The following is a 26,848-nucleotide window of genomic DNA, read 5'->3' as shown; positions in this document are numbered from 1 at the left end:
AATCAGACCTAGTCAACGTACCTCAGACCCACAAATACTTTTCATTACTTGATCTACTAATGTATCAATAAAAGTGGAATCAACATTTTTCTTTTGAATAAGCAGTCGATAGTAGACGGGTCCATAGAACATATCCGCCACGATATCCAAATTAGGGGTGAATTGGATTTCACCCTCCGTAATGGCACGTTTTATCACTCGTTTAGCGTCCTCTCGGCGGGATTTCAGAAAATGGTTGTGGAAGGCCGCGGCGATTTCTGATTTGTCCCCGCTGCCTGCTACAAGACCAACAACTGTTCGTCCAAGGGCACTGTTCAACGTTGTGGCAAGGCTTTGAAGCTGCTGCCGGAAATTTTCACGAAGTGAGCCTTCTTCAAGAAAGAATAAGGTGGTTTCGGTCGAGAGCAGAAAAGCATCAAAAATAACAAAATCTTTGTTAGACCACCAGCGATAGATTGTGGATTTGCCAACACCTGCACGGGAAGCTATCGCTTCAATGGTCAATGCTGCATATCCCGATTCTTCTAGTAATTCAACGGTTGCTTCTAGAATTGCGGTTTTAGACGCCTCACTTCGCGGTCTCCCAGGTGAGTGCTGTTTCGATCGTTTTTTTTCAGCCATTTTCATTCCTCGCTTACATGAATATTGTTCCTACGTTCAACCTCATTACAATGATTGTATACAATCCGTTACTATAAACTCAATGAAAAATATAAAGATATTAATATTGCAAAAATTCCCTTTTTATATATAATATAAAACAGAACGTATCGTTTCGAAATATATTTGTATTTTAATAGTCATAATGTGTAGTTTGGATATGTATTACAATCTGTCCTATCCTATTTATCCATTTTTCGTGTTCCGATCGAGTTTATTGGCGAACTGCTTCAATCGAAATATTCAAATTTTAAAAATAAAACTAAATATACATAGTCAAAATATAATATGGGAGGAAGCATCTATGAAGGAGAATCATTTCCTGACGAATTTGAAGGATTTACGCCATACAATCAATATCAATACCGTGAGTTCAGCGGTCGTGGCCTCTATTTTTGGCAGTACAGGACCTGCTTTAATTGTTATTGGAGCTGCCACGAGCGGCGGTCTGACGTATGAACAGACAATCAGTTGGTTGTTCGCTGTTTATTTTTTCAGCGGATTACTTGGTATGTACCTGGCATTAAGGTATCGTCAGCCTATCACAGGTGCCTATACGATTGCGGGAACGGTTTTAGTGGCGGGGTCTTTAACCCATTTTTCTTTGAATGAAGCGATCGGAGCATATATCGTCGCCAATATTCTTGTCATTTTACTCGGTCTATCAGGCCTAATTGATAAACTAATGAAGTGGATGCCTATCCCAATTGTTATGGGAATGATTGTTGGTGTGATGATTCGATTTGCGATAGATATGATCACATCGATTACAATTTCACCCATTCTTGCAGGTTCAGCGATTTTGGCATTTTTACTTTCATCACGATTTTTCAAAAAGGTACCGCCTGTATTATCAGCCTTAGTAGTGGCTATTTCGTTGGCATTTTTTATGGATGCATTTCAATTTCAAGATATGGGAGGTTCTTTTATCCTTCCGCAGGTAATCTGGCCGGTATTTAGTATAGAAGCCATCGTATCGATCAGTATTCCACTTGCATTACTCATCATTTGTTCTGAAAATGCACAGGCATCAGGAGTTCTAATGGCTCAAGGGTACAATCCACCGAACAATGCCATGGCTATTTTCGGTTCAGCTATCGGAGTGATTGCTGCTTTCTTTGGTGCTCATGCGATCAATATCGCGGGACCAGCAACGGCGATTAATGCTTCTAAAGAGGTAGGAGAAAAAGAAGTTCGGTATGCAGCGGGGTTCTTAAATGGAGTGATTTATGCGGGATACGGACTATTGGCATCCCTTGTTGTTCCTTTTGTTATCGCCATGCCTAGCGTAATCGTGACGGTAATCGCTGGATTGGCCATGTTAGGTGTTCTAATTAATTCACTGAAAACCGCTTTTTCTGACAGTAAATTTCAAATGGGTGCTTTTTTTGCTTTGATCATTGGCATGTCAGGCGTGAATTTTTTCAACATCAGCGCACCATTGTGGGCGATTATTGGAAGTCTGATGGTTACCTTTTTACTAGAAAAAGAGCATTTGGGTATGAAATTAAAGGCAGATGGGTAAATAGAAGGAAAAAGGTGCCAGGTACCGTCCCAATAGTGGATTGTGTGTCTGGCACCTTTCCTTTTATCTTTTTTCTCAGGAAGTAGGCAGATTTAAAAAAGTTTGTTTTGATGAACAAAGTGAGTGTTGACAGGAAGTTTCTACTGCTTATGCCGCTTTTTACAATTTCTTTGGTTAATTCCTATCTCTTTAGAAATAATGATAATAATTAAGAAAAATAGTTGGGTGGTTACAATATGCATCTTTTCCATGCGTTGTTATTTTTACTTGCAGCTATGAGATGGGGAGATTGGCTAAATTGGAGGATGTATTATCCTACCATCTTATTTTTTATCGGCGGGGATCTTTTAAAGAACGCTTTACTGCATGATTACCGAATGTAGGAATATCATGAAACGATATTTGGAGATTAGATTTTGTTTGGACATTTAGTGATCAATTTTCTTGTCATGGCAGTTAACTATCCCTCTACGATCTTGATTTATCTCGGGAAATTTCCCAATGAAAAGAGTAAGCAAATCTATTGGATTCTTTTTTTGGTTTTCATTTACATAATCATGGAAGCCATTAATCTTCAGTATGATTTGATTCATCATTTCCACGGATGGACAATTTGGTGGTCATTGATTTTTGATCTTGTTATGTTTGTTATTCTTTGGGTCCATCATTATAAACCACTGTTAGCTTGGGCATATTCCATTACGTGGCTTATTATTTTATGGAATATTTTTGATTTATCCCATAACTTGTTGAAATAAGGGGAGTTTATGAATATATCCATTTTATCCTCCATCACTCTACTCATTTTGATTACTTTTTGTGTAACGACTAAAAAAATGCATATTTTTGAAATCATTTTTATCTGGCTTGTCGTATGGCTGCTCATGCACCCGTTATCTTGGATCATATACGTGAATTTAACTTGGATAAAAATCTCAACGAAAATAGGGGATTTTTGGACTTATGCAAATGATAGGTTAATTTTACTTCCGCTTTTGACAGTGATCTTTTTTGAGATTTCGTTGAGGTTCAATCGAAAAAAGGCAAAATATACCATTCTTTTTGTGGCAATATTCATTTTCATTCTTAATGAATATGCTTTGCTCAAAATGGGAGTTTATCATGAGGTAAAGTGGAATATTGTCTATTCTTTTATTGAGAATTCTTTTACGTTGCTCGTTTCTTACTTTTTATGGATGAGATTTAGGAGGGAATTTATGTGAAAGGAGTTTTGGTACCCATGTTTCTATATTTACCGAAACACTTTGATCAAAATGAATGGTTTATTATCATTGTTCTAATATTGAGTCTTTTCCTGGTGAAGCTGCCTAAAAGAATGCCAGCCGAAGTTTCTTGCTTAATTGTCCTATTAAGTCTGGCTATCCCGAACATCATCGACCATAGCATTGCTGCCATATCTCCCTATGATGTATATCGACTTAATGATTCGGAGAAGTATGAAGTGTTTGATATTCTATTAAGTGGAGTTTATATTCCGTTCGGATTTCTTTGCGTTTATTTTTATGAGTGGCTTAGACCGAAGAAAACGAAGATTGTCCTTTATATTTTATGCTGGGCCCTCTTTGCTATTGGTTTTGAATTTGTCATTGTAAGATTACATGTCTTTACCTATCATGGTTGGAGATTGGCCTATTCTTTTCCCACTTATTTGCTCGTTATTTCTCTATTCCTAGTGTATTATGAGTTCCTTCTTTTCCACCACAAAAATAAGGACATAGGTTCATTGTCCCGTATGAATGACAGATAATAGAAGATGGGACTGGACTATAAACCTGGAGTCTCTGCCTAAACTCCTTTGATTCAATTTAATATGATCTTTCCCTAACGATATTTTTCCCGTCAAAAAGGTATGAATAAGCTCTTATGACGAAAGGATGAAAACCCCTGCTTTTTGAAAGCAGGGGTTTTTGCTCTATTTTTTAGATAGCCTAATTATCCTTGCCAAGGAGGGATAAGTAAGATTATTGTATATTAGTAAAATCTGGAGATAAAGTATAATAACTTTAGATAAACTTAAGAGAAGTGTTGATTTCTTTTCCTGTTAATGAACAGGTTCAACTTTAAGAAAGGGGAGCTTGTAATGCTGGAATGGCTTCATTCGCAAATTAGCCTGAATACATTAATTTGGTTTTTTCCGATTACGTTTTTACTGCATGATTTTGAAGAAATTATTTTTGTAGAGGCTTGGTTTAAAAAGAATTATGTAAGGTTAAAACCAAAGGTGCCAGGAAGGATGATTAAAGTATTTGAGGATTTATCAAAAACAAATGCTGCAAGATTTTCAATTCCAGTCTTTATGCAATTTATTGTCTACATCATCGCTTCGTATCTTGCCGCTGAACAAGGATTTTACGGTTTATTCTTAGGAGTAAATGTATTATTTTTTCTCCACATATTTTCTCATATCGGTCAAACCCTATTTTTTGGTGTTTATGCACTTGGAGTGGGCAGTGCCATAATCGTTACGCTGCCGTATTCCGTCTACTTATTTTACAGATTATTGAATGAAGATATTATTAGCTTTATGGATTTGGCTATTAATCTGCCATATGGACTCATTAGTATCGCGATTGTATGGTTTGGTCATCAGTTGTCAGTCAAAATTTTACCAGATTAAGATACACAGGGACAGGCACTGCGTCCCAAAATCTAACTAATTGGAACAAGGGACCTGTCCCTCTGGTTCTTTTCTGGCCTCTTTTCTTTTATGCTAATTTGTGTAAAATAGTTGTATGACAATTGTTGTGGTTCGGGGGACATTACATGATAACGATTAAAGAAATAGCTGAAAGGGCAAATGTATCTCGGACAACGGTTTCCAGAGTCCTAAATAGCTCTGGTTATGTTAGTGAGGAAGCTAAAAAAAGAGTATTAAAGGTAATTGAAGAGACGGGGTACATTCCTAGTGAAAATGCTAAGGCATTACGTACAAAAAAGACAAAGGTGATTGGCGTCATTCTCCCTAAAATTAGTACGGAAACATCGAGTCGTCTTGTAAAGGGATTGGACGAAATATTTGCAATGGAAGGTTATCAAATTCTACTGACGAATACAAATCTTGAACCTGAGAAAGAGATCGAATATTTAAAGCTGCTAAAAAGCAGACATGTCGATGGAATTATTTTATCAGCGACTAATATCAATCGGACATTAGTTGAAGAGATTTTCAAGTTAAAAATCCCATTTGTTACAGTTGGACAATATATCTCCGGATTAGCCAATGTCCTCTTTGATGACTATCAAGCTTCCAAAGAAATGGTTCATTACTTAATTAAAAAAGGGAATAAAAACATTGCCTTTATCGGGGTAGACGAAAAGGATAGATCTGTTGGATATTGTCGGAAATCAGGCTATTTAGATGCAATGAAAGAAAATCATTTACCTGTAGAGGAAAGCTGGATCCAAAAAGGAAAATTTGACGTAGTTTCCGGTTATCAAAGTATGAAGGCTATTATGGCTCTTTCTAAACAAAAGCCCGATGCAGTACTTGCTGTAACGGACCGATTGGCGATTGGAGCGATACAATATATCAAAGAAATATGTTTATCTATACCTGATGATATCGCAGTTGCAGGGATGGGAGCGTCTGAACTATCTAAATTTATTACCCCAGCGTTAACAACGATCGATTTTTCAATAGAAGATGCAGGGCGTGAGGCGGCTAATTTATTGTTAGAGCAAATAAATGGTGGGAATTACCATGAAACAATTAGGACGATTAAGTATAGACTTCTAGAACGGTCCAGTATATAATAACAGTGTAATCGATTCCATACTATGCAGAATGGATTTTACGATTACACTTTATTTTTAAGTTTTGTGGAATCGATTCCATAATGAACGCGTAAAATAACTCAATATTAATCAATATTCTATTTTTTTAAAAGGTATGGAATCGATTCCCTACGAAAATAAAAGAATAATAATGAATATCGTTCCAAAAGATATTCATAAATTATATAGAAATTATGGAATCGGTTTCAAATGTAAAATAGGGGGGAATAACATGTCAGAAAACCGAAAAATTGCGGAAAGCGTGATAGAAGCAGTCGGGGGCAAAGAGAATGTTCAATCGGTCGCCCACTGTGCAACTAGACTTCGCATAATGGTCAATGATAAGGAAAAAATCAACCAGGAACAAGTTGAGCAGATTAACAAGGTAAAGGGAGCTTTCTTTAATTCCGGACAATATCAAATTATCTTCGGTACCGGTACGGTCAATAAAATTTATGAAGAAGTATCCAGCCTTGGTCTGGATACAAAGTCCACATCTGATCTAAAAAAAGAAGCAGTAAAAAGCGGTTCTAAATTTCAACGGGCGATTCGAACCTTTGGGGATGTATTTGTTCCGATTATCCCTGTCCTGGTAGCTACGGGGCTATTTATGGGCCTGCGCGGATTAGTCATGCAGGAACAAATACTAGCTTTATTCGGCATGAGTCCTGACGATGTTTCACAGAACTTCCTGCTATTTACTCAAGTGTTGACAGATACAGCCTTTGTTTTCCTGCCGGCTCTTGTTGCTTGGTCAACTTTTAGAGTTTTTGGAGGAACACCGATTATTGGATTAATACTAGGACTGATGCTTGTTTCACCTGCTTTACCGAATGCGTATGCGGTTGCAGGCGGTGATGCAGAGGCCCTTCGTTTCTTTGACTTTATTCCAGTTGTTGGTTACCAAGGTTCTGTCATACCAGCATTTATTGCCGGAATTATTGGAGCAAAACTTGAAAGAGCGATAAGAAAACGCGTGCCTGAAGCTTTGGATTTAATTATTACGCCGTTTCTTACACTTCTAATTATGATTGTTTTATCTTTATTAATCATTGGTCCGATCTTCCATACTGTGGAACAAGGAATTTTAACCGTGGCGACATACGTTCTTTCATGGCCGTTTGGGATTAGTGGATTTTTAATTGGCGGGTTGAATCAGCTTATTGTTATAACAGGTGTTCACCATGTTTTCAACATGTTAGAAATTCAATTGCTAGCTGAGTTCAAAAATAATCCTTACAACGCCATTGTAACTTGCGCGGTTGCTGCCCAGGGTGGAGCGGCACTAGCAGTTGGACTAAAGACAAAGTCCGCTAAATTAAAAGCACTGGCCCTGCCTTCTTCTTTCTCAGCCTTTTTAGGAATTACGGAACCAGCTATTTTCGGGGTTAACCTGCGTTACGGTAAACCATTTATTATGGGACTAATTGGCGGTGCGGCAGGTGGATTTACTGCCTCAATTCTTGGATTAAAGGCAACAGGTATGGCGGTGACAGTGATTCCCGGCGCCCTGCTTTATTTAAATGGACAAATACTCCAATATATTTTAGTAAACGTCATTGCGATTGCTGTAGCCTTTATCCTGACTTGGATGTTCGGTTATTCAGATAAAGTAAAGAATGAAATTGAACAATAGGATGGGGAAGGCAAGTTCAATCTTGCCTTTTCTTTTTGAAGACACAGCTAGGGAGGTTAGCCATGAAAGAGAAAGAAGGTCTCCTTGTTCAAAAGGCTTACAATGAAGTGGAAAAATTCAGAGAAACAGTTAAGAATGATCCTTACCGATTAGCGTATCATCTTATGCCTCCAGTTGGTTTGTTAAATGATCCAAATGGATTAATTCAATACAAAGGCGTTTACCATGTGTTTTATCAATGGAACCCATTTGAGACCTCGCATGGAGCGAAGTTTTGGGGGCATTACACGTCAAGTGATATGGTTCATTGGCAGGAGGAACCCATTGCACTAGCTCCAAGTGAATGGTATGAAAGAAACGGCTGTTATTCGGGGAGCGCCGTTGAATCGGATGGAAAGCTTTATCTCTTTTATACGGGAAATGTTAAGAGAGAAGACGGTACACGAGAAACCTATCAATGCATAGCGGTATCTTCGGATGGGGTCCACTTTGAAAAACATGGACCCGTCCTAAAGCTTCCGGAAAACTATACTGCGCATTTTCGTGACCCGAAGGTTTGGAAAAAAGATGATCGCTGGTATATGGTTGTTGGTGCCCAGACGTTGGATGAAAAAGGAACTGTCGTTTTGTTCACTTCAAAAGACTTATATCATTGGGAGGAATTAGGAAACATTGCTGGCTCAGGAATGAATGGGATTGGCGATTTCGGCTATATGTGGGAATGCCCAGATCTTATTCATTTAAATGGGAAGGATGTATTATTGGTTTCACCACAGGGGCTGAAGCCATCCGGCTATATATACCAGAATTTATTTCAATCAGGGTATTTTATTGGAGAATTAGACTATGATCATTCGGACTTTCAGCATGGGTCTTTTACAGAGTTAGATCGAGGTTTTGACTTTTATGCCCCGCAAACATTTACAGATGAATCGGGAAGAACGATTCTTTATGGCTGGATGGGAATAACAGATGAAATGGAAATCTATCAACCGACGATATCTAATCATTGGGTGCATGCCTTAACGATACCAAGAGTATTACAGCTTAAAGAAGGCAAAATTTATCAAGCTCCGGTGGACGAATTAAAAACGCTTCGAAAAGATAAGCTAGAAGTGAAAATAGACAAGATGAAAGGAAAACCTGTTCATATTGAAGGGGGTCAATCATCCGAATTACTCCTTGAATTACTAAACATGGGAAAAGAACCATTTCAAATCTCTTTCCGGAATGAAGCCAACCTCATTCTTGATTCGGATAAAGGGGAAATACGTTTGCAAAGGAGAAATCTAAAGACTAGTGCTTTAGAAACAAGAACCTGCAAAATATCTTCTGTATCAAATCTTCATATTTTTATGGATCACTCTTCATTAGAGATTTTTATTAATGAGGGTGAAGAGGTTTTTACCGCCCGTTACTTTCCAAATCCAAAGGACGATACGATTATCATTCACGGTGAGGGGGAGTTTAAGATAACCAAGTGGAACCTTGGTTAAGTGGGCATGAAATGACCTGACATAGTTAATTTAATCTTTTTATTATAACCATCATTTTATTAACCGTTAAGCCATTTTGGAGGATAGTGTGTTTGCTATCCTTTTTTCAATTGAAGAGTCAAAAGGAGCTTCCCGCGTAAATGATGAAATGCATGAACGGAATTGTTAGGATGAAATAAAGATGAATCAGCCTAATAGAACCATTTTACTAAAGGGTATTCAAATTTATTCTGAGAATAGGAAAATAGAGTACGGATATATAAAGCTAAAGGAGCAAAAAGTAATCGAGATTGGACCATTGGAGGAATTAGTAGAGGAGGAGCCATGTGAGATCATTGCTCTTTCTTCCAACTATATAGCAGTTCCCGGTTTCATTGATGTCCACATTCACGGTGTGAGTGGTGCAGACGAGATGGATGCGACCTCGGAATCACTGGACATGATGACAAAAGCACTTCCTGCTGAAGGGACAACGAGTTTTTTAGCCACTACGAATACACAAACCCGTTCGGAAATTGAAAAGGCACTTTCAAATGCAAACAAGTATATGGAAAGACCACAAGAGGCTGGCAGAGCGGAAATTATGGGCATTCATCTAGAAGGCCCATTTGTCAATCCGAAAAATGCAGGCGTACAACCAAAAGATCATATTGTTGATCCTAACCTTGAACTATTTAAGAAATAACAGTCTATAGCAAAGGATAGAATAAACTAGTCACCTTGGCTCCCGAACAAACAGGAGGGTATGAGCTGGTACGTTATCTAAAAGAAACAGGGGTTGTCGCTTCTATCGGTCACTCGGATGCGGTCTATGATGAGGTAATGGAAGCGGTAGGGCAGGAGCTACTCATGTGACACATCTATTTAACCAAATGAGGGGATTGCACCATCGTGAACCAGGCGTCGTCGGAGCAGCCTTCCTGCAGATGAATTGAAGGCAGAAATCATTGTTGATAGCGTTCATGTACGGCCTGAAAAGGTGAAGCTTGCCTATAAGCAAAAAGGCAGTCATGGTCTGATTTTAATTATGGATTCGATGCGGGCAAAATGCTTGAAAAACGGCCACTACGATTTAGGAGGTCAGGACGTTACCATACAAGATGGGAAAGCTGTACTTCGTGATGGGACACTGGCAGGCAGTATTCTAAAACTCGGGACCGCCGCAAAAAATATATTGAACTACACAGGATGTACACTTGAAGAGGTGATTGAAATGGCCTCGGAGAATCCGGCAAAACAATTAAACATTTTTGATCGGAAAGGCAGCATTGCAAAATGGAAGGACGGAGATATCGTTATTCTTGATGAGAACTTGGACATTGTCATGACATTTTGCCGCGGGGTGCTTGCATATAAAAAGGAGGAAATGGGCCATGAAATTGATTGAAGCAAAAGACTATGAGGAAATGAGTGCAAAGGCTGCAGAATATCTTGCCAATAAAATCCATACATCGAAAAAAATCACGCTTGGACTGGCTACCGGCGGTACACCCGAAGGTACCTATCGCAATTTAATTGAAGACTACATGCAGAATGATACATCTTATCGCCATGTGACAACGTTTAATCTGGATGAGTACGTCGGCCTTGCAGGGGATCATCCGAACAGCTATCGTTATTTTATGAATAAAAAGCTGTTTGACCATATTGATATTCAGAAATCAAACACCTATGTTCCTCGCGGTAACGCCCGTGATATTAAGCAAGAATGCCTGGACTATGAAAAGCTGCTTGAAGACAAAAGCGGAATCGACTTGCAGCTGCTTGGAATTGGAAGCAATGGACATATCGGATTTAATGAACCGGGTACGCCATTTGACTCGAAGACACATGTAGTTGAGTTGACACCATCTACAAGGGAAGCTAATGCCAGGTATTTCTCCAGTCTGGAACAAGTACCAACAAAGGCAATTTCAATGGGGATTGCTACCATTATGAAGGCAAGGGAAATTCTGCTCCTTGTTTCAGGCGAAAAAAAGAGTGAGGCTTTAGCACAACTGCTTGAAGGTGACATAACAGAAAAAAATCCTGTATCTGTATTAAAAAAACATCTAAACGTAACAATTATTGCGGATCATGCAGCACTCGCAGCGAAAAAGGTTCATTGTTAAACAAAAGTAAAGTCTGAGGAACTAGTATAAAAAAAAGCAAAAAATCAAAAGTCAATACTTGACAGAATCTTTGAACAAGAGTAATATAACACCTATATTAATTTTATAAATTTTTCCTATCAATATACGATTATTTTAGCATTTAGTTAATGAATCATCATTGAGTAGATGAAAAAATAAATCTATATAAACAGGGATTCGATAAAGTAATTTGGGGATATTTCCCCTTCTGATAATTTCATATGAAGGTAGACTGATAAAAGCCTTAAAAGGGCTAGTTGATAGTAAACCGACAATTTCCTATGTATTTAATGGTCATAAACTGACTATTAAATCATTGAAGTTGTCGGTTTTTTGTTTTTTTAAGATTATGAGCTTGAAAGGAAGTTGCTACATGAAGGATTTGAAAAACCATTATCGCATGCATGAAAGGGAGGGGGGAAGATGTTAGAATACCTGCCAATTTTATACAGTATTTTTCTTGTCATTTCATTATGCAGTTCTATCATTCTATTAATACCAAAGGTCTCATTGAATTATGTTCGAATCCACATTGGAGTGCTAACACTGCCTCCGCTTGTTGCTCTGCTTGCTCTTATTTTTCATGTGGACAATATCATATGGGGACCTTTACATTTTAATACTTTAACATGGCTGATGGCCGTATTTGTTCTGACAGTGGGTCTCATTGTACAACGCTTCTCCGTTCATTTCTTAGTTGGTGACCGCTCCTATCGTCAATACTTTTCTCTTTTGACACTTACTACGGCTGCCGGCTCACTTGCTTGGCTCAGCGACGATCTTCGTCTTCTATTAATCTGTTGGGGAACAACACTTCTTGGCCTGACTTTAACCATCAGATTAAAAAAAGAATGGCAAGTAGCAAAAAAGGCTGCATCCACGATGGGTCGTTATTTTACAATTAGTTGGTTTGTCCTGCTTGCAGCAATCCTATGGTTAACTCAAACAACAGGATACTGGCAGCTGTCACAGGTGATGACCCAAGATAGTCTAGCACTTTTAGAGACATGGGAAAAAACCTGTATTAACCTGCTGCTGGTCATATCTGTCTTAATTCCGGCAGGGCAATGGCCATTTCAGCGCTGGATATTAGACTCAGCAGTTGCTCCAACTCCTATTTCAGCAGTTATGCATGCTGGTATTGTCAATGCTGGCGGGATCCTTCTAACTCTTTTCGCCCCGTTATTTAACGGATCCATCGCACAGATTCCGTTGCTGATTCTAGCTTCCGTTTCTGTATTAATTGGAACGGGCATTATGTTCGTTCAAGTGGACTATAAAAGACAGCTGGTAGGATCGACGATTGCACAGATGGGATTCATGCTGATTCAGTGTGCGTTAGGTGCCTATATTGCAGCGATTATTCATGCTGTACTACACGGTCTCTTTAAATCAACTCTTTTCTTGCAGGCAGGCTCTGCCCTTCATCATGATCAACCATTGAAAAAGTCAAAAAAGCCAGCCTCATTCATAGGGAAATTTTCGGGAATCATGTTTGGAATCTTAGCAGCGATTGGTTTTTGGGCGGCCTCTCCTGAAGATGCTTATCAGCTGATTAGTGCCATCATCTTAGGCTTTTCCGTGTCGTTTGCTTGGATGCAGCTTATCGTATTTGGACACGGACGGATCGGTCGGATTTCTGGATTAATACTATTTATCGCTGGTGCATTGGTATATGGCCTAGTGCATACAGGATTTCATCATCTGTTACATGAAACCATTGGAACAGGAGCACAGCCTTCCATACCGGCTTTCCTATGCCTTATGTTTATTTTGTTCATCGGAAGTGCGATCGGTCTATGGCTGTCTCGAAATCGAACTTCAAGAGGGTTTACGATTCTCTATCTTTGGCTTGTACAGTTAGGAGAACCAAATCAAGCTGCGGTTGAAAGCCATCCTAAGTATTTAACGCAATACATGTCGCAAGGAGGGAAAAAGGATGAATTCAGTATTAACATTAAATAAGACATTACATGTTGAAAAAAAGTTAAACGAGCTTGATTTGAATGTGAATGAACTGGTGGAGACAGCAAGCTCCGTCATCGTGCCATTAGGACCTATCACCGCGTTTGCGGCAAGACATCCATGGGCAGGAATGGAACATCAAACATTTGAGAAGACCGCTCGTTTTCTAAAAAATATTGGCGATGTTGATATTTATCCGAATGAATCTTTGATAAAATCAGGCTTGGAACATGGAGAAATTAAGGAAGAATTTCTTGAAATAGGACTTGAAAAGTGGCTTGATGATCAGAACCTTGCGTTATCCCGTGATGTTGCAAAAGAATACTGCTTGGCTGCCCTCAGAGGGGATAAACCATCTACTGAATCGATATCAATAGCCGAATTAAAAAATTGGGCAATGAAATTAAATCGTTTTAAGCCCAAAATGACTGAAAAACATTTAGTTCAAACCTACAGTCAGCTTCTTGAAAATCAAGAGCGGACGACGGTTGCAAAAGTTCTCAATTCCCATATGATCAAGTGGTGTAAATTATACTTGGATTCACAGGCTGTATGGTCGATGCCAAACCGCAAAGAGGGATTTTATTCTGCATGGAAGGGACTAGTTAAACATGATCCAGCGCTGAAGCCTACTGTACGCGAAAGATTAAGTAATATACCAGATGAGGCAGATCGTGCTTTGGAGGAAGTTTTATTGAGATTAGAAATTCCTTTTACAGACATACAAGAATATCTAGAAGCTCATCTGCTTGCTTTACCAGGATGGGCGGGCATGATGCTTTGGCGAACGGAGCAATCAGATGAGGATAGAACTTTGTTAATAGAATATTTAGCTGTTCGTCTATGGCTGGAATGGGCTATTATTAAACCTTATTTGCCTTTGCAGCAGCAAAAACAGGCGAATCAAATGACACTAGAGCCGTTAATCGCTAAATGGATTCAATGGGGGGATATGCCCATTGAATCTTGGGCTCAACTTTCTGGGACTGAAATAAAAGCACGTTTAACACTTGCCTATCGTTTTGATAATATTCTGCGAAATCGACTTTGGCTGGAAGCATGGGAAAAAACGTACGAGGATGATTTGAAAAAATTGATTTCATCCAATGTAAACCATGAAGCCGAACGCAAAAATCAGTCAGCACTTGTACAATTGGCCTTTTGCATTGATGTCCGTTCAGAGCCTTTTCGCCGTAAGCTCGAAGCATCAGGTCCATTTGCGACCCTTGGAACAGCCGGATTTTTCGGATTACCAATCGAAACGTGCAAGTTGGGCAGTGAACATCGCCACCCTTCATTACCGGTGATGTTTAAACCGCAAATGCAAGTAAAAGAAATTTCAAGGGAGCCCGAGTTGGAACCATTTCAACAGCGATTGGGAGCAGTACATGCATCCAGCAGTACTTTTAAGGGCATGAAACATCATGTACTTGCAGGCTTAATGCTACCGGAAATAAGCGGTCCATGGCTTACTTTCCAAACACTTGCCCGCAGTATTGTCCCGCGGAGAGCTGGAGCTGCCTTCCGAAAAGTTCGTGAAAATTGGCTTCGTAAACCTGCTGCGGAACTCACACTCAACATCGGCCAATCGGATACAGAGTTATCCATCGGCTTTACTGAGAAGGAAAAAGTAACCTATGCCAGACAGGCACTGAAAATGATGGGACTGACAGAAAATTTTGCTCCATTAGTGGTTATTTGCGGTCATGGAAGTCACAGTACCAATAATCCATATGCTTCCTCACTTGACTGTGGTGCGTGCGGCGGGGCATCCAGTGAATTTAATGCACGAGTATTAGCTGCTCTGTGTAATCTAAAGGAAGTAAGGCAGGCTCTTGCAATGGAAGGAATCATCATTCCGCAGGATACGATTTTTATTGCTGCCGAGCATGTAACATCTACTGATGAATTACGCTTCATCTATGTCCCAGAGCTTTCAGAAAAAGCAAGGGAAGCATTTGAGCAAATTCAAACGGTACTGCCTAAGGTGAGAGAGGAAGTGAGTGCGGAACGGTTGATGCAGCTTCCGAATATTGGATATAAAGGGGAACATCCAACGCTTGAAGCTGAGAGATTTGCAGAAGATTGGAGCGAGGTACGGCCGGAATGGGGCCTTGCACGTAATGCTGCATTTATTATTGGAAAACGTGAGCTCACGAAAGAGTGTCAGTTAGAAGGAAGAGCATTTCTCCATAATTATAACTGGCAGAAGGATAATAATGGTACGATTTTGGCTAACATTATTAAAGGACCTGCAACGGTAACCCAATGGATTAACCTGCAATATTATGCATCCACTGTTGCTCCGCATTATTATGGAAGCGGGAATAAAAGAACGCAAACAGTGACTTCCGGTATTGGTGTGATGCAAGGGAACTCCAGTGACTTATTACCAGGACTTCCATGGCAATCTGTCATGACTTCTGATCATGAGCTTTATCATATTCCATTAAGATTGTTAGTGGTCATCCAGGCTCCTAAGGAGTATATCGAAAAGTTATTAAAGCAAGACCATACCTTTCATCAAAAAGTCTATAACGGATGGATTCGTCTTGCGTCAATTGATGATGATGGCAACTGGGTAAGCTGGTCCTAACCACTTTCCCAGTTGAAAGGTATGTTCTGCTTATAGTAAATTATATTAACTATTTTGGACGAATTTTTTATCTTGATTTTAGGAAAGAGGAAAGTGAAGGTATATGGATAAAACAAAAGGGGCCCTTGAAGCAGAAATTAGTAAAACTCTAACCCATTGGGAGAAGAATTATCTTGGAAGGGGTTCGGTATCTGTCAAATCAGACATTTTACGAGATATGATCATTGTCAGTCTTCGCGGAATCCTAACTCCTGCTGAATATTCACTATGTAAAGACAAAAAGGGGCTATTAACTGTAAAAGAAAACCGAAATAGCTTAGTGGAATCCGGTGTCGAAGAACTAAAGCAAATTATTTTTGAGACAACCGGTTTTGATGTCTTAAGTTTTTACACCGATATTAGTACACAAACAGGAGAACGAATCATGATCTTTAAATTGTCAGGTGATTTACAACATCAATTAGTTTAAAAGGTCTATTTTAATCGTATTACATATATAGCTGTCAGCTTGAATGATCCAAGGAGGGATTTGATGCATTTAAAAGTGAATAAGAAAGTACTATTTGTAGTCGGAATGGAACAGAAAATAGATTTTCGTTATGTAAAACAAAGATATCATATTCTTCCAGAAGAGATCCTTATCATAGAAAGCGATGAACTAGATCGAATACAACCCTACGGCGATTTAATGCGGGATATTCTTTTACATGTATATCAAAAAAATATTGAAGATATTTTTATCGTTCACGACAAAGAGGATCGAAAGAAGTCAGAAGATATTAAAAGTATTATGGAGAAAAGCAAAGCCTTGCAACATAATCAACATACTTTAGATTATTTGTTTGGTAATGCCAACCCAGAATTCCCGGAAGGATCGATAAGGGAATGGCTTGAAGGAAATTATAGATTGATAGAGGATATTCAAAACAAAATAGAAGTGATTCGCCGCCATCCATTAATGCCGTCTTCTGTAAAAGTTACAGAATTACGGTTGGGCAAAGATAACGAAACACAGTTTGATATTGAAGCTTTTTAAGAAAACAATTTATTGAAAAAAGACAGATGTGTGCCAATTAGCATGTCTGTTTTTTTGTGTGGAATATCTTCAGTAATGAGTCATGTAATGGGATTTAGCCTATTATTACACTATTAATACATTAATAACATTATTTAAATATATTTGAATTTATGATAACATTAGGAGTAACATGTTTGAACGGGGAGGAATGATCATGGTCAATCGTCTATGGACGAAAGATTATATACTAGTCTGTTTGACTACTTTTTTTATGTTCTTAAATTATTATTATTTGCTTGTAACCATACCGATTTATTTAATTCAGGATTTACAAGGTAATACGGCACAAGCAGGTTTACTTGTTTTGGTGTTTTATGTGGCTGCGATTGTGATTCGCCCGATTGCAGGTCAATGGATAGGATCTTTTGGTCTTAAAAAGGTTTTTCTAGCCTCACTTATTATTTATATTGGTGCGGCCTTTATGTATTTCTTTACCGCATCGCTTATGAGTTTAATGATTTTACGTGTGATTCATGGAATAGGTTTTGGAATGGTCACAACAACAACGGGAACGATTGTGGCAAACCTGATCCCTCAACATAGAAAAGGGGAAGGGATGGGATATTACGGCTTAATGATGAATATTTCCATGGCATTAGGACCGTTTTTTGGACTTCTCGCCATCAACCAATGGGGATCATCCATGATGTTTGCCATAAGTTTCGTCAGTGTGATTATTGGAGTGTTAACAGGACTCTTCATTAGCATTCCTAAAGAAGAGAAAAAGGCTGTAACGGAAAAGGGATTGAAGAAAAAAGGATTGAATATAAATGATTTAATTGAATTGTCAGCCTTTCGTGTTTCACTGATCTGCTTCTTTTTTGCAATTGTGTATTCATCGATTGTGTCATTTGTGTCCGTTTATGCAGAGGAGCTTCAATTGACAGAGGTAGCAAGCTATTTCTTTATTGTTTATGTGGTCGCGCTGATTATCTCAAGACCGTTTACTGGAAGATGGTTCGATCAGTACGGAGCAAATGTTATCATCATTCCATCTATAATAAGCTTTGCCATTGGTATGTTCCTGCTAAGTCAAGCGAACGGTGCGTTAATTTTTCTATTATCTGCAGCTTTTATCGGACTCGGGTGGGGAACAATTTTTCCATCTGTCCAAACCATTGCAATCTCAGTTGCTGCTCCTGAAAAAAGGGGAGCTGCCACTGCAACCTTCTATTCAACAATGGATGCAGGTATCGGGATCGGCTCCGTAATCGTTGGGATCCTTGGAGCAAAAATTGGATACAGCTCCTTATATTTTTATAGTTCCATATTTGCCCTTGCCGGTATAATTGTTTATCACTACCTGCATGGAAAAGATAGCCGCAGCCTAAGAGAAAGCGTAAAAGAAAGAGAGTTAGCTTAAAAAAAATGGGTCGAAGGGACGGGTGCATCGACCCAATAAATTATAAGATCGAATCTAGGCTGGTAAGGGTCTATCCCTGTTTTCCCTCGCCAACCATATAAAAAAGCGAACAGCCCAGCTGTTCGCTTTTTTGCGAATAAGGAATATTGGATGAATAAAATCCTTATCAAACAAGTTACGATCAATATGTTATAACGGGTATGAACTGAGGAAGCAAGAGTGCTTCCTATAAGCTTAGTAGCGCCTCTTCAATAGGGGTGTTGCCTGAAACGAGGTCAAAGGAACGTTTGAAGGTATTTTCATTGTTTAGTACAGCGAAAATGGTTTTTGCGACGTCTTGACGTGGAATCGTGGTTCGCGTGACATTTTCAGCGATGGCTACTTTCCCGGTTCCCGGATCGTTCAAAAGTCCGCCTGGGCGGATAATGGTATAATTTAAGTTGCTTGCTTCAAGCATTTTATCCGCATAATGCTTAGCAACATAGTATGGTTTAATCGCTTCATTCCAATTTTCTCGGTGGTGCGCTTGAAGTGCACTAACCATAATAAACCGGCTGATGCCCGCTTTTTCAGCAGCTTCCATCGTTTTCACGGCACCGTCGAGATCGACGAGTAATGTCTTGTCTGGGCCGGTCTTCCCGCCAGAACCTGCAGTAAAGACAATCGCCTCGCAGCCTTTAGCGGCCTCGGCAATTTCGTCGACACTGCCTTCTAGATTTCCTAGCACAGCTTGAATGTCTGATTTTTGAAAAGCATCTGCCTGCACCTCTGTTCGTACCATCGCTCTAGGTGTATGCTCACAACTGTTCTCCAATAATTCGACTAGCTGCCTGCCAATTTGTCCATTAGCGCCTACGACTAAAACTTTCATCTGCCATTTCCCCTTTCCACCATTCATTATTATCATTTTTATTATTTCATAGTGTATTAGGAAGTACAAATGAATGGGTCGAGGGTACATCGGTCCAGCAATGTTTATAAAATAAATTAGAAAAAACAAATAATAATAAATTCCCCAACAATGTAGATTCAAAAGAAATGCATTGGAAGAAAATTGAAAATTATGGTACAAAGAATGGTATAAAGGGACAACAGGTTTATCACTCTATTTCTAATTTAATGTATCGGGAAAGGAAATTGTTTATGAAACAACTTTGGTATGGTGGGACCATTTATACAATGGATAAAGAAAACGAAACAGTTGAAGCTGTCCTTGTGGAAAATGACAAAATCACAGCTGTCGGTTCTATTGAGGTACTAATGGATCAGGCGGATGAAACAATCAATCTACAAGGTACTGCCATGTACCCAGGTTTTGTTGATAGTCACCTGCATATGATTTTTCAAGGAGAAAAGTTAATTCGTCTTGATTTGTCTAAAGCGTCTTCTGCTGACGAAATGCTCGAAATGCTTAAAGAAGCGGCAAAGGCAACCCCACCAGATAAGTGGTTATTAGGGGAAGGGTGGAACGATAATAACTTTGGAGATTGTCGAATTCCGACAAAACAGGAATTAGATGAAATTCGAAAAGAACCCATCCTTTTAACAAGAGTGTGCCATCATGTGGTATTAGGAAACAGTGCAGCCCTTGAGGCAGGTGGTGTTACCGAAAACTCTCCGTCACCTGCGGGCGGTGAAATTGGCCGAAGTTCTGAAGGAAGAATAAATGGGCTACTTTACGATAATGCAATGATGGCTGTAACCAATGCGATCCCAAGGGTTGGGGAAGCGTATATCCAAGAATTGGTGAATGAACTGAATCTTTGCATTGATGATATGTTATCAAAAGGGTTAACAGGCGGTCATACAGAAGATATGCATTACTTTGGTCATTATACCAATCCATTGAAGGCCTTTTTACGTACAGTTGGAGAAAAGCATCATTTTCGAGTCAATCTATTGCGTCATCATGCCGTGTTTGGAGAAATGATGGAAAATCATGTCCATTTTGATGAACCGTTTATCGAACCAGGTGCAATGAAAATCTTTACGGACGGGGCATTAGGCGGTTCAACGGCAGCCTTATCCAAGCCTTACACTGATAACCCAAATAATCAAGGGATTTTAATTCAAACAGACCAGGAGCTAGAAGAGTTAATTAAGCTGGCACGTTCGTATAATGAAGCTGTAGCCGCTCATATCATTGGGGATGCTGGGGCTGAACAAATCATTGGCCTATTAGAAAAATATCCTGTACCTAGCGGAAAAAGAGACCGGTTAATTCATGCTTGTGTCTTACGTGAAGATCTAGTCGAAAGAATGACTAAGTTACCAGTTGTGGTGGACATCCAGCCTTTGTTTGTGCCTTCTGACTTCCCATGGGTAGAAAAACGGCTAGGTCAAGACCGTCTTGAATATGCCTATGCGTGGAAAACTTTATTAGATAAAGGGATTATGTGTGCTTCCGGGACAGATGCACCCGTAGAAGAGATTAATCCAATCGCAAGTATTTATGCGGCAGTTGAAAGAAAAAAACCAGGTGACGCGCATAATGGTTATATCCCTGAACAAAAAATATCCCGCTTTGAAGCGATCCGATCTTATACGGTCGGCAGTGCCCAAGCCATTAGTAAGGAACATGAACGCGGGTTAATTAAACCAGGCTATACAGCAGACTTCTCTATTTTTGACCGTGATCTATTTAAAGGTACATCAGAAGAAATGCTTGAAGCAAAAGCCGTCAAAACGGTTGTTGCCGGGAGAATTGTTTTTGAGCGTAAGCAATAAGAGTTTGAAATACATGAATGAGCAATTGAACAAAAATAAGGGAGTGAGATCATAACGATTTTACTCCTTTATTTATTTTCTTGTTTCGACAGTTAAAGTTAAAAATACACTAACCTAGCCAAAATTCCACAATATGGATGTCTGAATTTTGCGAAAAATTATGTTAGACAAACTATAGAAATACCTTTAGTATTTTGATGTAAGTTATAGATTTTGAAAATTTAGAAAAAAGAAGGAGGTATCCTAGTTGATACGAAAAACATCTATATCAATTTTACTGGCAGCAAGCCTTTCCTTAGGAGGAACAGCTGTATGGGCAGCACCGCCACAAGGAGCCAATCTGCAATCGGATCAGGCGTTTGATAACAAGATTGTGAAACGAATTAAGGTAGAAAACATTTACAATCATATTGCTGAGCTTTCAAAAGTACCGCGTGTTGCTGGTACACCAGCCGAGGATGCAGCAGTGGAATACATAAAACAACAATTTGAATCTTACGGATATGATACGGAAGTACAAGAATTCAATATTTATAGTTATACAGAGCCTAGTTTAATAGAATTAAGTGTTGGTAGTATGATCTTTGATCCGGTACCATTGGGCTTTACTTATGGTGTGAATGGTGAGGTTAAGAGTGAACTGGTCTCCGCTGGTATAGGAGCACCAAGTGATTTTGAGGGCAAAAATGTAACAGGGAAGATTGCTCTAATCCAACGCGGTAGCTTTTCCTTCGCTGAAAAAATCTTGAATGCAGCAAAAGCAGGAGCTGCAGGTGTGATTATTTATAACAATGTAGATGGCGTAATTAACGGAACCCTTGGTGAACCCAACGATGGTTACGTTCCGGCTCTAGCAATCACGAAAGAACAAGGGGCAGCTTTAATAGAAGCTATGAAAGATGGTGCCGTAACAGCAACCTTAAAAGTAGATGGAGCAAAAACAGACCAGGCTGTTTCCCATAACGTCGTAGCAACAAAAAAAGCAACACAAAAATCAACGGATCAATTAGTTCTGGTAGGTGCTCATCATGATTCCGTTGATGGAGCGCCGGGAGCAAATGACGATGCTTCGGGTACCGCAACTGTACTTGAGCTTGCACGTGTATTTGCCAATGCTCCAACCGATACGGATATTCGTTTTGTCACATTTGGGGCTGAGGAAAATGGCTTATTGGGTTCCTATGAATTTGTAAATAGAATGACTGAAGAAGACTATAATCGCACAGTCGGAATGTTCCAAATGGATATGGTTGGAAGCAGGGATGCTGGTCCATTAATTATGTACACAAATGATGGGAAGAAAAATATCGTGACAGATCTTGGAGCAGCAGCGGGTGCACGTCTATCTAACACGGGGGAAGCCACTCCATATGGGATGGAAGGGCGGAGTGATCACGTTCCATTTGCAGAAATAGGACTGCCTGCAGCCTTGTTTATCCATGCACCGGTTGAACCTCATTATCATTCTCCAGCAGATACGTTAGATAAAATTAGTTTAGATAAGCTAAAAGAAGTTTCTACTATCGTCGGTGCTGCTGTCTATCAAGTGCTACGCCCGGATACACCTGCATTAAAAAACGCTAAAGTTGCACCAAAAGTAGTTGATTACAATTTTGAGGAAAGAGAATTAGAAGAATAATTGATAAGAGGATAGGATTATTTCCTATCCTCTTTATATTCACAGCTTACGACGTAATTTTTGCTTTTATTTTCATGGCGCTGGCACTCTTCGTTATGTTAAAAGAAACGCTAAATCGACCCCGTGTATCTAATTAATAATTCCCTTCCTCAAAAGCACCGAAACGGCATGTGCTCGATTTAGCGCTCCAATTTTATCAATGGCAGTTTTGACATATTGTTTAATTGTCAATTCGCTTAATCCCATCGTAACTGCCATTTCTTTATTGCTCTCACCCCATGAAATTCTTTTCATAACCTCTAATTCTCTTCTACTTAAAAGAGGAGAACTGTCTGCCTTAGTGGATCTCTCAAATACTTTACCGATTAGTTTTCCATATTGAGATAAAGAATTGAGCCAACTATCTTCTATATGAGTATTGTTTTCAAACTCAGAACTACAAATATATCCCATCACAACAGAGTCCATGCAAATCGGAGTTACTGTCATGGAAGTGATATTGGAAGAAATAATGTATTTGCTGTTTGTTTGGATTAAATAGTCGACTCCGCAACAATATTTGGCTTTTCTTTCTTGTATTGCAGAATAGATAATTGGGAGTGAGCGGATATCTTCTCTCATTTCTCGAATATGTATTAATCCAGAAGGAGTGATCGCTAGGATTCCTTCTGCTAAATAGCCAAAAGGGGAATAGCGAAATAAATGTGCATCTAAGACAGGAAAGGAATCCATGTAGATTTCAAGGATTTTATATAATTGTTCTTCGTGACTAGAAACAGTCTCTAAAACTTTAACCTTATTTTGTAGGGTATTGAAAGAGATCAAAAAATCACTCCTTTTGGGGGATATAATAGATAGAAAATTAGGAATATTAAAATTATAAACAAATTGATAACCTTTAGGTAGACATTTCAATAAATTCATAACTTCATTTTGTCTACAATGTTCATCCTTTTTTGACAACGTTTTCAATATTGGATTGGATGAGTAAAAACATAATAGTCAGGACCAAAAAGAACTGATCTTTTCAGTTCAGATTGTTTTTTATTTTAGAAAGCTGAAGGTTTAAACAAGGTTAAAGAACAATCGTATTCATTAGATAAGGAGATGAAGAGTTTGGAAAAAGTTATGGATACCGTACAGGAAAGAGTGAACCAATTTTTATCTTCAACTAGAAAAATGTTTATTAATGGAGAATGGGTACCATCTAATTCAGGAAAAATCTATGAAACCATAAATCCAGCGAATGGAAAAGTGATTGGAAAAATCTATGAAGGGGACAAAACAGACGTGGACTTAGCAGTACGCGCTGCAAGAGCAGCATTCAAAGGTCCTTGGTCTACATACTCACCAGCACAGCGTTCTCGTTTATTGAATAAATTAGCTGATTTAATTGAAGATCATGTGGACGAATTAACCTACATTGAAACGATCGATTTTGGCAGTATTGAACCTTTATCACGTCATGGATGGGTGTTAGGAGCCGCAGAACATATTCGCTATTATGCAGGCTGGGCCACTAAATTGAATGGAGAAACGATTGAATTGACAACAGGCGGGAATGTCCATGCTTTTACAAAACGAGAGCCAATCGGTGTTTGTGGACAAATCACCTCCTGGAATTTCCCGTTGCTTGGGGCTTGTTGGAAATTGGCTGCACCACTAGCTGCAGGAAATACGGTTATATTAAAGCCATCCCAACAAACATCTTTAAGTACACTCTATTTAGGTCAGCTAATCAAAGAAGCAGGATTTCCAGATGGTGTCGTCAATATCGTAACGGGTCCAGGTGGAACAATTGGTGAAGCGATCACAAGCCATCCTGATATTGATAAGATTGCTTTTACAGGATCAACTTCAGTAGGAAAAGGAATTATGCGTAAAGCAGCGGATACATTGAAAAAAATTACACTTGAGTTAGGAGGAAAATCTCCTAATATCATTTTTGCAGATGCGGACATAGAAAAGGCCGTTCAAGGTGCCTTTATGGGAATTTTTATGAACCAAGGACAAGTCTGTGCAGCAGGTTCCCGTGTCTATGTGGAAAGAAGCATATACAATGAAATAACAGATAGATTAGTAAAAATGGCCAAAAATATGAAGGTGGGTGATCCATTCGATCCAACATCTGAAATGGGCCCATTAGTTTCCAAGGAACAGTTAGAACGCGTAAAAAATTATATTGAAATCGCAAAAAAAGAAGGCGGAAGAATCTTAGTGGGAGGCCAATCTCCGAGTGATAGCAATCTTGCAGATGGTTATTATTTGGAACCGACCATTATTGCTGACCTTAATGAAAATTGTACAGCCGTAAAAGAAGAAATCTTTGGTCCTGTCCTCTGTATTTTACCATTTGATGATATTGATGAAGTCATCGAGCGTGGGAATTTAACAGAATATGGATTGGCAGCTGGTGTTTATACGAAGGACGTTAATAAAGTCTATAAAATCGTCAATGAATTGAATGCTGGAACGATCTGGGTGAATGGCTATATGAATAGTAACTCAGCAGTTCCATTAGCTGGATTTAAACAAAGCGGCGTTGGAGCAGAAATGGGTTATCTAGGAATAGAGGCCTATACAAAAACAAAAAGTGTCACGATTGATTTAAATTAAATAGTTAAATAGAGGAGGAAAAGAAAATGAAAGCATTAGTAGTAGAAGATGTAAAAAAAATGGTTGTGAAGGATGTTCCAGATCCAACAATTGACGAAAATGGTGTGCTCGTAAATGTAAAAGCCAATGGAGTTTGTCGTAGTGATTGGCATGTTTGGGCAGGTGATCTTCCTATTTCACAGGGAGTTATGGGGCATGAATTAAGCGGGATTGTTGAGGAAGTTGGGAAAAATGTAAGAAACTTCAAAAGAGGAGATCGAGTTATAGTTCCATTTTCAGGAAGTGATGGAACCTGTCCTCACTGTCAGCAAGGACATACCCATCTTTGTGATTCATTCTTAGTGCCGGGTTTAGCCTATTCAGGCGGTTATGGTGAATATGTAGCAGTACCACTAGGCGACCGTAACGTGATTCATATGCCAGAAGAAGTGAGTTTTACAGATGGAGCTGCACTTGGATGTCGTTTTATGACAGCATTTGAAGGGATTGTCGGTAAAATCAATGTACAACCTGGAGAATGGGTCGTTGTCTATGGATGTGGTGGTGTAGGATTATCTGCGATCAACATTGCGACTGCTGTCGGAGCGAATGTAATTGGCGTCGACATTAATGAAAGTAACCTAGACCTTGCTAGAAACATGGGGGCGGTTTATACCATTAATAGTAGAGAGAACAATCCTGTTGAAGCAGTAAAAGAATTGACAAAAGGGGGCGCAGATGTTTCTGTTGATGCACTAGGAATCAGTCAAACATGTGTAAATGCTATCAATAGCTTAAGAAAGAAAGGCCGTCATTTGCAAATTGGGGTTACGACAAAGGAGGAAGCAGGATTTATTTCTTTACCAATTGACCAAATGGTGATGAATGAAATTAGATTAGAGACCACCTTAGGGATGCCTGCACACCGTTTCAAATCGATGCTCCCACTCGTAGCACAAGGAAGATTAAATCCTGGTAGAATGGTCAACCGAGAAGTATCCCTTTCAGAAGTGAATTCCATTTTTGAAGATATGAGCAACTTTGCGACAACCGGAACATTTGTTGTAACGAAGTTTGCTTAAGATATCTTTAAAAGAACGAGGGGCAGGTTCATTGACCGAGTAGAAGAAAAGTGCCAGACACCATCCAGATTGGACAGTGTCTGGCACTTTATTCTTTTACATACCCTGTGAAAAAACAGGCTCCTCTAATTGCTCATTAAAGTCAATAATTAAATCTTTATCATCAAAATACCAAGTATCATTATCTTCAATAAAAAATGTAATCCCATCTTTCTCAATAAGAATGTGGGACTGCTCTGGTGTCTCTTTATCAATCCCTAAAGAGAATCCTTTAACAAACGAGTTGAAACCGCCATATTGGATATAAAATCGAACAAAATCACCTTCAGTTAATGATAAATCTTCTTTATACCATTCTAGTACTTTTTCAGACATTGTAATTTGCATGATTTCTCACCTCGTTAAAATAATAAGAATCACTTTGTGATTTTTCTCACAAAGTTTTTCTTGAATTTAGTATAGCACAACCATTACCAATAAAAAGTGTACAGTATGTGAATCATTTCGATAACAATCATATAAATTTATCTATCATTCATAAATTCTACTATAGTAGATA

Annotated in this window: 22 protein-coding genes and 1 pseudogene; 19 read left to right on the top strand and 4 right to left on the bottom strand. The window is 39.0% G+C overall.

The features are described from left to right. Positions 1-12: 12 nt before the first annotated feature. Entirely contained in the window at positions 13-627 is a 615-nt protein-coding gene (locus R4Z09_RS19095; RefSeq protein WP_338448337.1) for a TetR/AcrR family transcriptional regulator, read from the bottom strand. Positions 628-964: 337 nt separating this feature from the next. On the opposite strand from R4Z09_RS19095, the gene R4Z09_RS19090 reads away from it, so the two are divergent. The 15 genes and pseudogenes from R4Z09_RS19090 to R4Z09_RS19020 all read left to right on the top strand — a co-directional run bounded on the left by R4Z09_RS19090 (position 965) and on the right by R4Z09_RS19020 (position 18,246). Beyond that, a complete protein-coding gene (locus tag R4Z09_RS19090; protein ID WP_338448336.1) occupies positions 965-2,185 on the top strand; it encodes a benzoate/H(+) symporter BenE family transporter in 1,221 nt (406 codons plus the stop codon). Positions 2,186-2,421: 236 nt separating this feature from the next. Further along, a complete protein-coding gene (locus tag R4Z09_RS19085) occupies positions 2,422-2,568 on the top strand; it encodes a hypothetical protein (protein ID WP_338448335.1) in 147 nt (48 codons plus the stop codon). 33 nt (positions 2,569-2,601) lie between these two features. Beyond that, a complete protein-coding gene (locus R4Z09_RS19080; RefSeq protein ID WP_338448334.1) occupies positions 2,602-2,943 on the top strand; it encodes a CBO0543 family protein in 342 nt (113 codons plus the stop codon). 461 nt (positions 2,944-3,404) lie between these two features. Further along, entirely contained in the window at positions 3,405-3,953 is a 549-nt protein-coding gene (locus R4Z09_RS19075; protein WP_338448333.1) for a hypothetical protein, read from the top strand. Between the two features lie 333 nt (positions 3,954-4,286). Then, positions 4,287-4,823, top strand: coding sequence for an HXXEE domain-containing protein (locus R4Z09_RS19070; protein WP_338448332.1), 537 nt, complete (start codon positions 4,287-4,289; stop codon positions 4,821-4,823). Between the two features lie 146 nt (positions 4,824-4,969). Then, the gene (locus R4Z09_RS19065; RefSeq protein WP_338448331.1) at positions 4,970-5,959 is read left to right on the top strand and encodes a LacI family DNA-binding transcriptional regulator; all 990 of its coding nucleotides are present in this window, start codon (positions 4,970-4,972) and stop codon (positions 5,957-5,959) included. A 253-nt stretch (positions 5,960-6,212) separates the two neighbouring features. Continuing rightward, positions 6,213-7,616: a sucrose-specific PTS transporter subunit IIBC gene (locus tag R4Z09_RS19060; protein WP_338448330.1), complete on the top strand. Its 1,404-nt coding sequence runs from the start codon at positions 6,213-6,215 to the stop codon at positions 7,614-7,616. Positions 7,617-7,678: 62 nt separating this feature from the next. Beyond that, entirely contained in the window at positions 7,679-9,112 is a 1,434-nt protein-coding gene (locus R4Z09_RS19055; RefSeq protein ID WP_338448329.1) for a sucrose-6-phosphate hydrolase, read from the top strand. Positions 9,113-9,293: 181 nt separating this feature from the next. Beyond that, a pseudogene (nagA, locus tag R4Z09_RS19050) lies at positions 9,294-10,499 on the top strand (N-acetylglucosamine-6-phosphate deacetylase). Next, positions 10,486-11,223, top strand: a complete 738-nt coding sequence (gene nagB / locus R4Z09_RS19045) for a glucosamine-6-phosphate deaminase (protein ID WP_338448328.1) — start codon at positions 10,486-10,488, stop codon at positions 11,221-11,223. The pseudogene nagA and the gene nagB overlap by 14 nt, the downstream one beginning before the upstream one ends. A gap of 444 nt (positions 11,224-11,667) precedes the next feature. Beyond that, complete coding sequence (locus tag R4Z09_RS19040; RefSeq protein WP_338448327.1) at positions 11,668-13,209, top strand: NADH dehydrogenase subunit 5; 1,542 nt, start codon at positions 11,668-11,670, stop codon at positions 13,207-13,209. Continuing rightward, complete coding sequence (locus R4Z09_RS19035) at positions 13,184-15,805, top strand: DUF2309 domain-containing protein (RefSeq protein WP_338448326.1); 2,622 nt, start codon at positions 13,184-13,186, stop codon at positions 15,803-15,805. The genes R4Z09_RS19040 and R4Z09_RS19035 overlap by 26 nt, the downstream gene beginning before the upstream one ends. 103 nt (positions 15,806-15,908) lie before the next feature. After that, on the top strand, positions 15,909-16,274 hold the full coding sequence (locus R4Z09_RS19030; RefSeq protein ID WP_338448325.1) for a DUF2294 domain-containing protein: 366 nt from the start codon (positions 15,909-15,911) through the stop codon (positions 16,272-16,274). Positions 16,275-16,337: 63 nt separating this feature from the next. Then, positions 16,338-16,841 carry a hypothetical protein gene (locus tag R4Z09_RS19025; protein WP_338448324.1) on the top strand — a complete coding sequence of 168 codons (504 nt, stop codon included), beginning with the start codon at positions 16,338-16,340 and terminating at the stop codon, positions 16,839-16,841. 196 nt (positions 16,842-17,037) lie between these two features. Beyond that, positions 17,038-18,246, top strand: coding sequence for an MFS transporter (locus R4Z09_RS19020; RefSeq protein WP_338448323.1), 1,209 nt, complete (start codon positions 17,038-17,040; stop codon positions 18,244-18,246). Between the two features lie 226 nt (positions 18,247-18,472). Here R4Z09_RS19020 and R4Z09_RS19015 read toward each other — a convergent pair whose 3' ends face one another. Next, positions 18,473-19,117 (bottom strand): SDR family oxidoreductase, encoded by a 645-nt coding sequence (locus R4Z09_RS19015; RefSeq protein WP_338448322.1) that lies wholly within the window; start codon positions 19,115-19,117, stop codon positions 18,473-18,475. A gap of 272 nt (positions 19,118-19,389) precedes the next feature. On the opposite strand from R4Z09_RS19015, the gene R4Z09_RS19010 reads away from it, so the two are divergent. Together R4Z09_RS19010 and R4Z09_RS19005 are read left to right on the top strand one after the other, a co-directional pair. Beyond that, a complete protein-coding gene (locus R4Z09_RS19010) occupies positions 19,390-20,973 on the top strand; it encodes an amidohydrolase (RefSeq protein ID WP_338448321.1) in 1,584 nt (527 codons plus the stop codon). A gap of 250 nt (positions 20,974-21,223) precedes the next feature. Continuing rightward, positions 21,224-22,612 (top strand): M28 family peptidase, encoded by a 1,389-nt coding sequence (locus R4Z09_RS19005; protein WP_422392308.1) that lies wholly within the window; start codon positions 21,224-21,226, stop codon positions 22,610-22,612. A gap of 129 nt (positions 22,613-22,741) precedes the next feature. Here R4Z09_RS19005 and R4Z09_RS19000 read toward each other — a convergent pair whose 3' ends face one another. After that, the gene (locus R4Z09_RS19000; RefSeq protein ID WP_338448319.1) at positions 22,742-23,437 is read right to left on the bottom strand and encodes a response regulator transcription factor; all 696 of its coding nucleotides are present in this window, start codon (positions 23,435-23,437) and stop codon (positions 22,742-22,744) included. 282 nt (positions 23,438-23,719) lie between these two features. On the opposite strand from R4Z09_RS19000, the gene R4Z09_RS18995 reads away from it, so the two are divergent. Then, positions 23,720-25,228, top strand: coding sequence for an aldehyde dehydrogenase family protein (locus R4Z09_RS18995; protein WP_422392198.1), 1,509 nt, complete (start codon positions 23,720-23,722; stop codon positions 25,226-25,228). Positions 25,229-25,254: 26 nt separating this feature from the next. Then, positions 25,255-26,289, top strand: a complete 1,035-nt coding sequence (locus R4Z09_RS18990) for a zinc-binding dehydrogenase (protein WP_338448318.1) — start codon at positions 25,255-25,257, stop codon at positions 26,287-26,289. Positions 26,290-26,385: 96 nt separating this feature from the next. Here the strand turns inward: R4Z09_RS18990 and R4Z09_RS18985 are convergent, their stop codons facing one another. Further along, a complete protein-coding gene (locus R4Z09_RS18985; RefSeq protein WP_338448317.1) occupies positions 26,386-26,676 on the bottom strand; it encodes a HesB/YadR/YfhF family protein in 291 nt (96 codons plus the stop codon). Positions 26,677-26,848: the final 172 nt, after the last annotated feature.

This window comes from Niallia oryzisoli (assembly GCF_036670025.1).
Taxonomy (GTDB): domain Bacteria; phylum Bacillota; class Bacilli; order Bacillales; family Cytobacillaceae; genus Bacillus_BD; species Bacillus_BD oryzisoli.
This window is presented reverse-complemented; position numbering and strand designations above follow the sequence as displayed.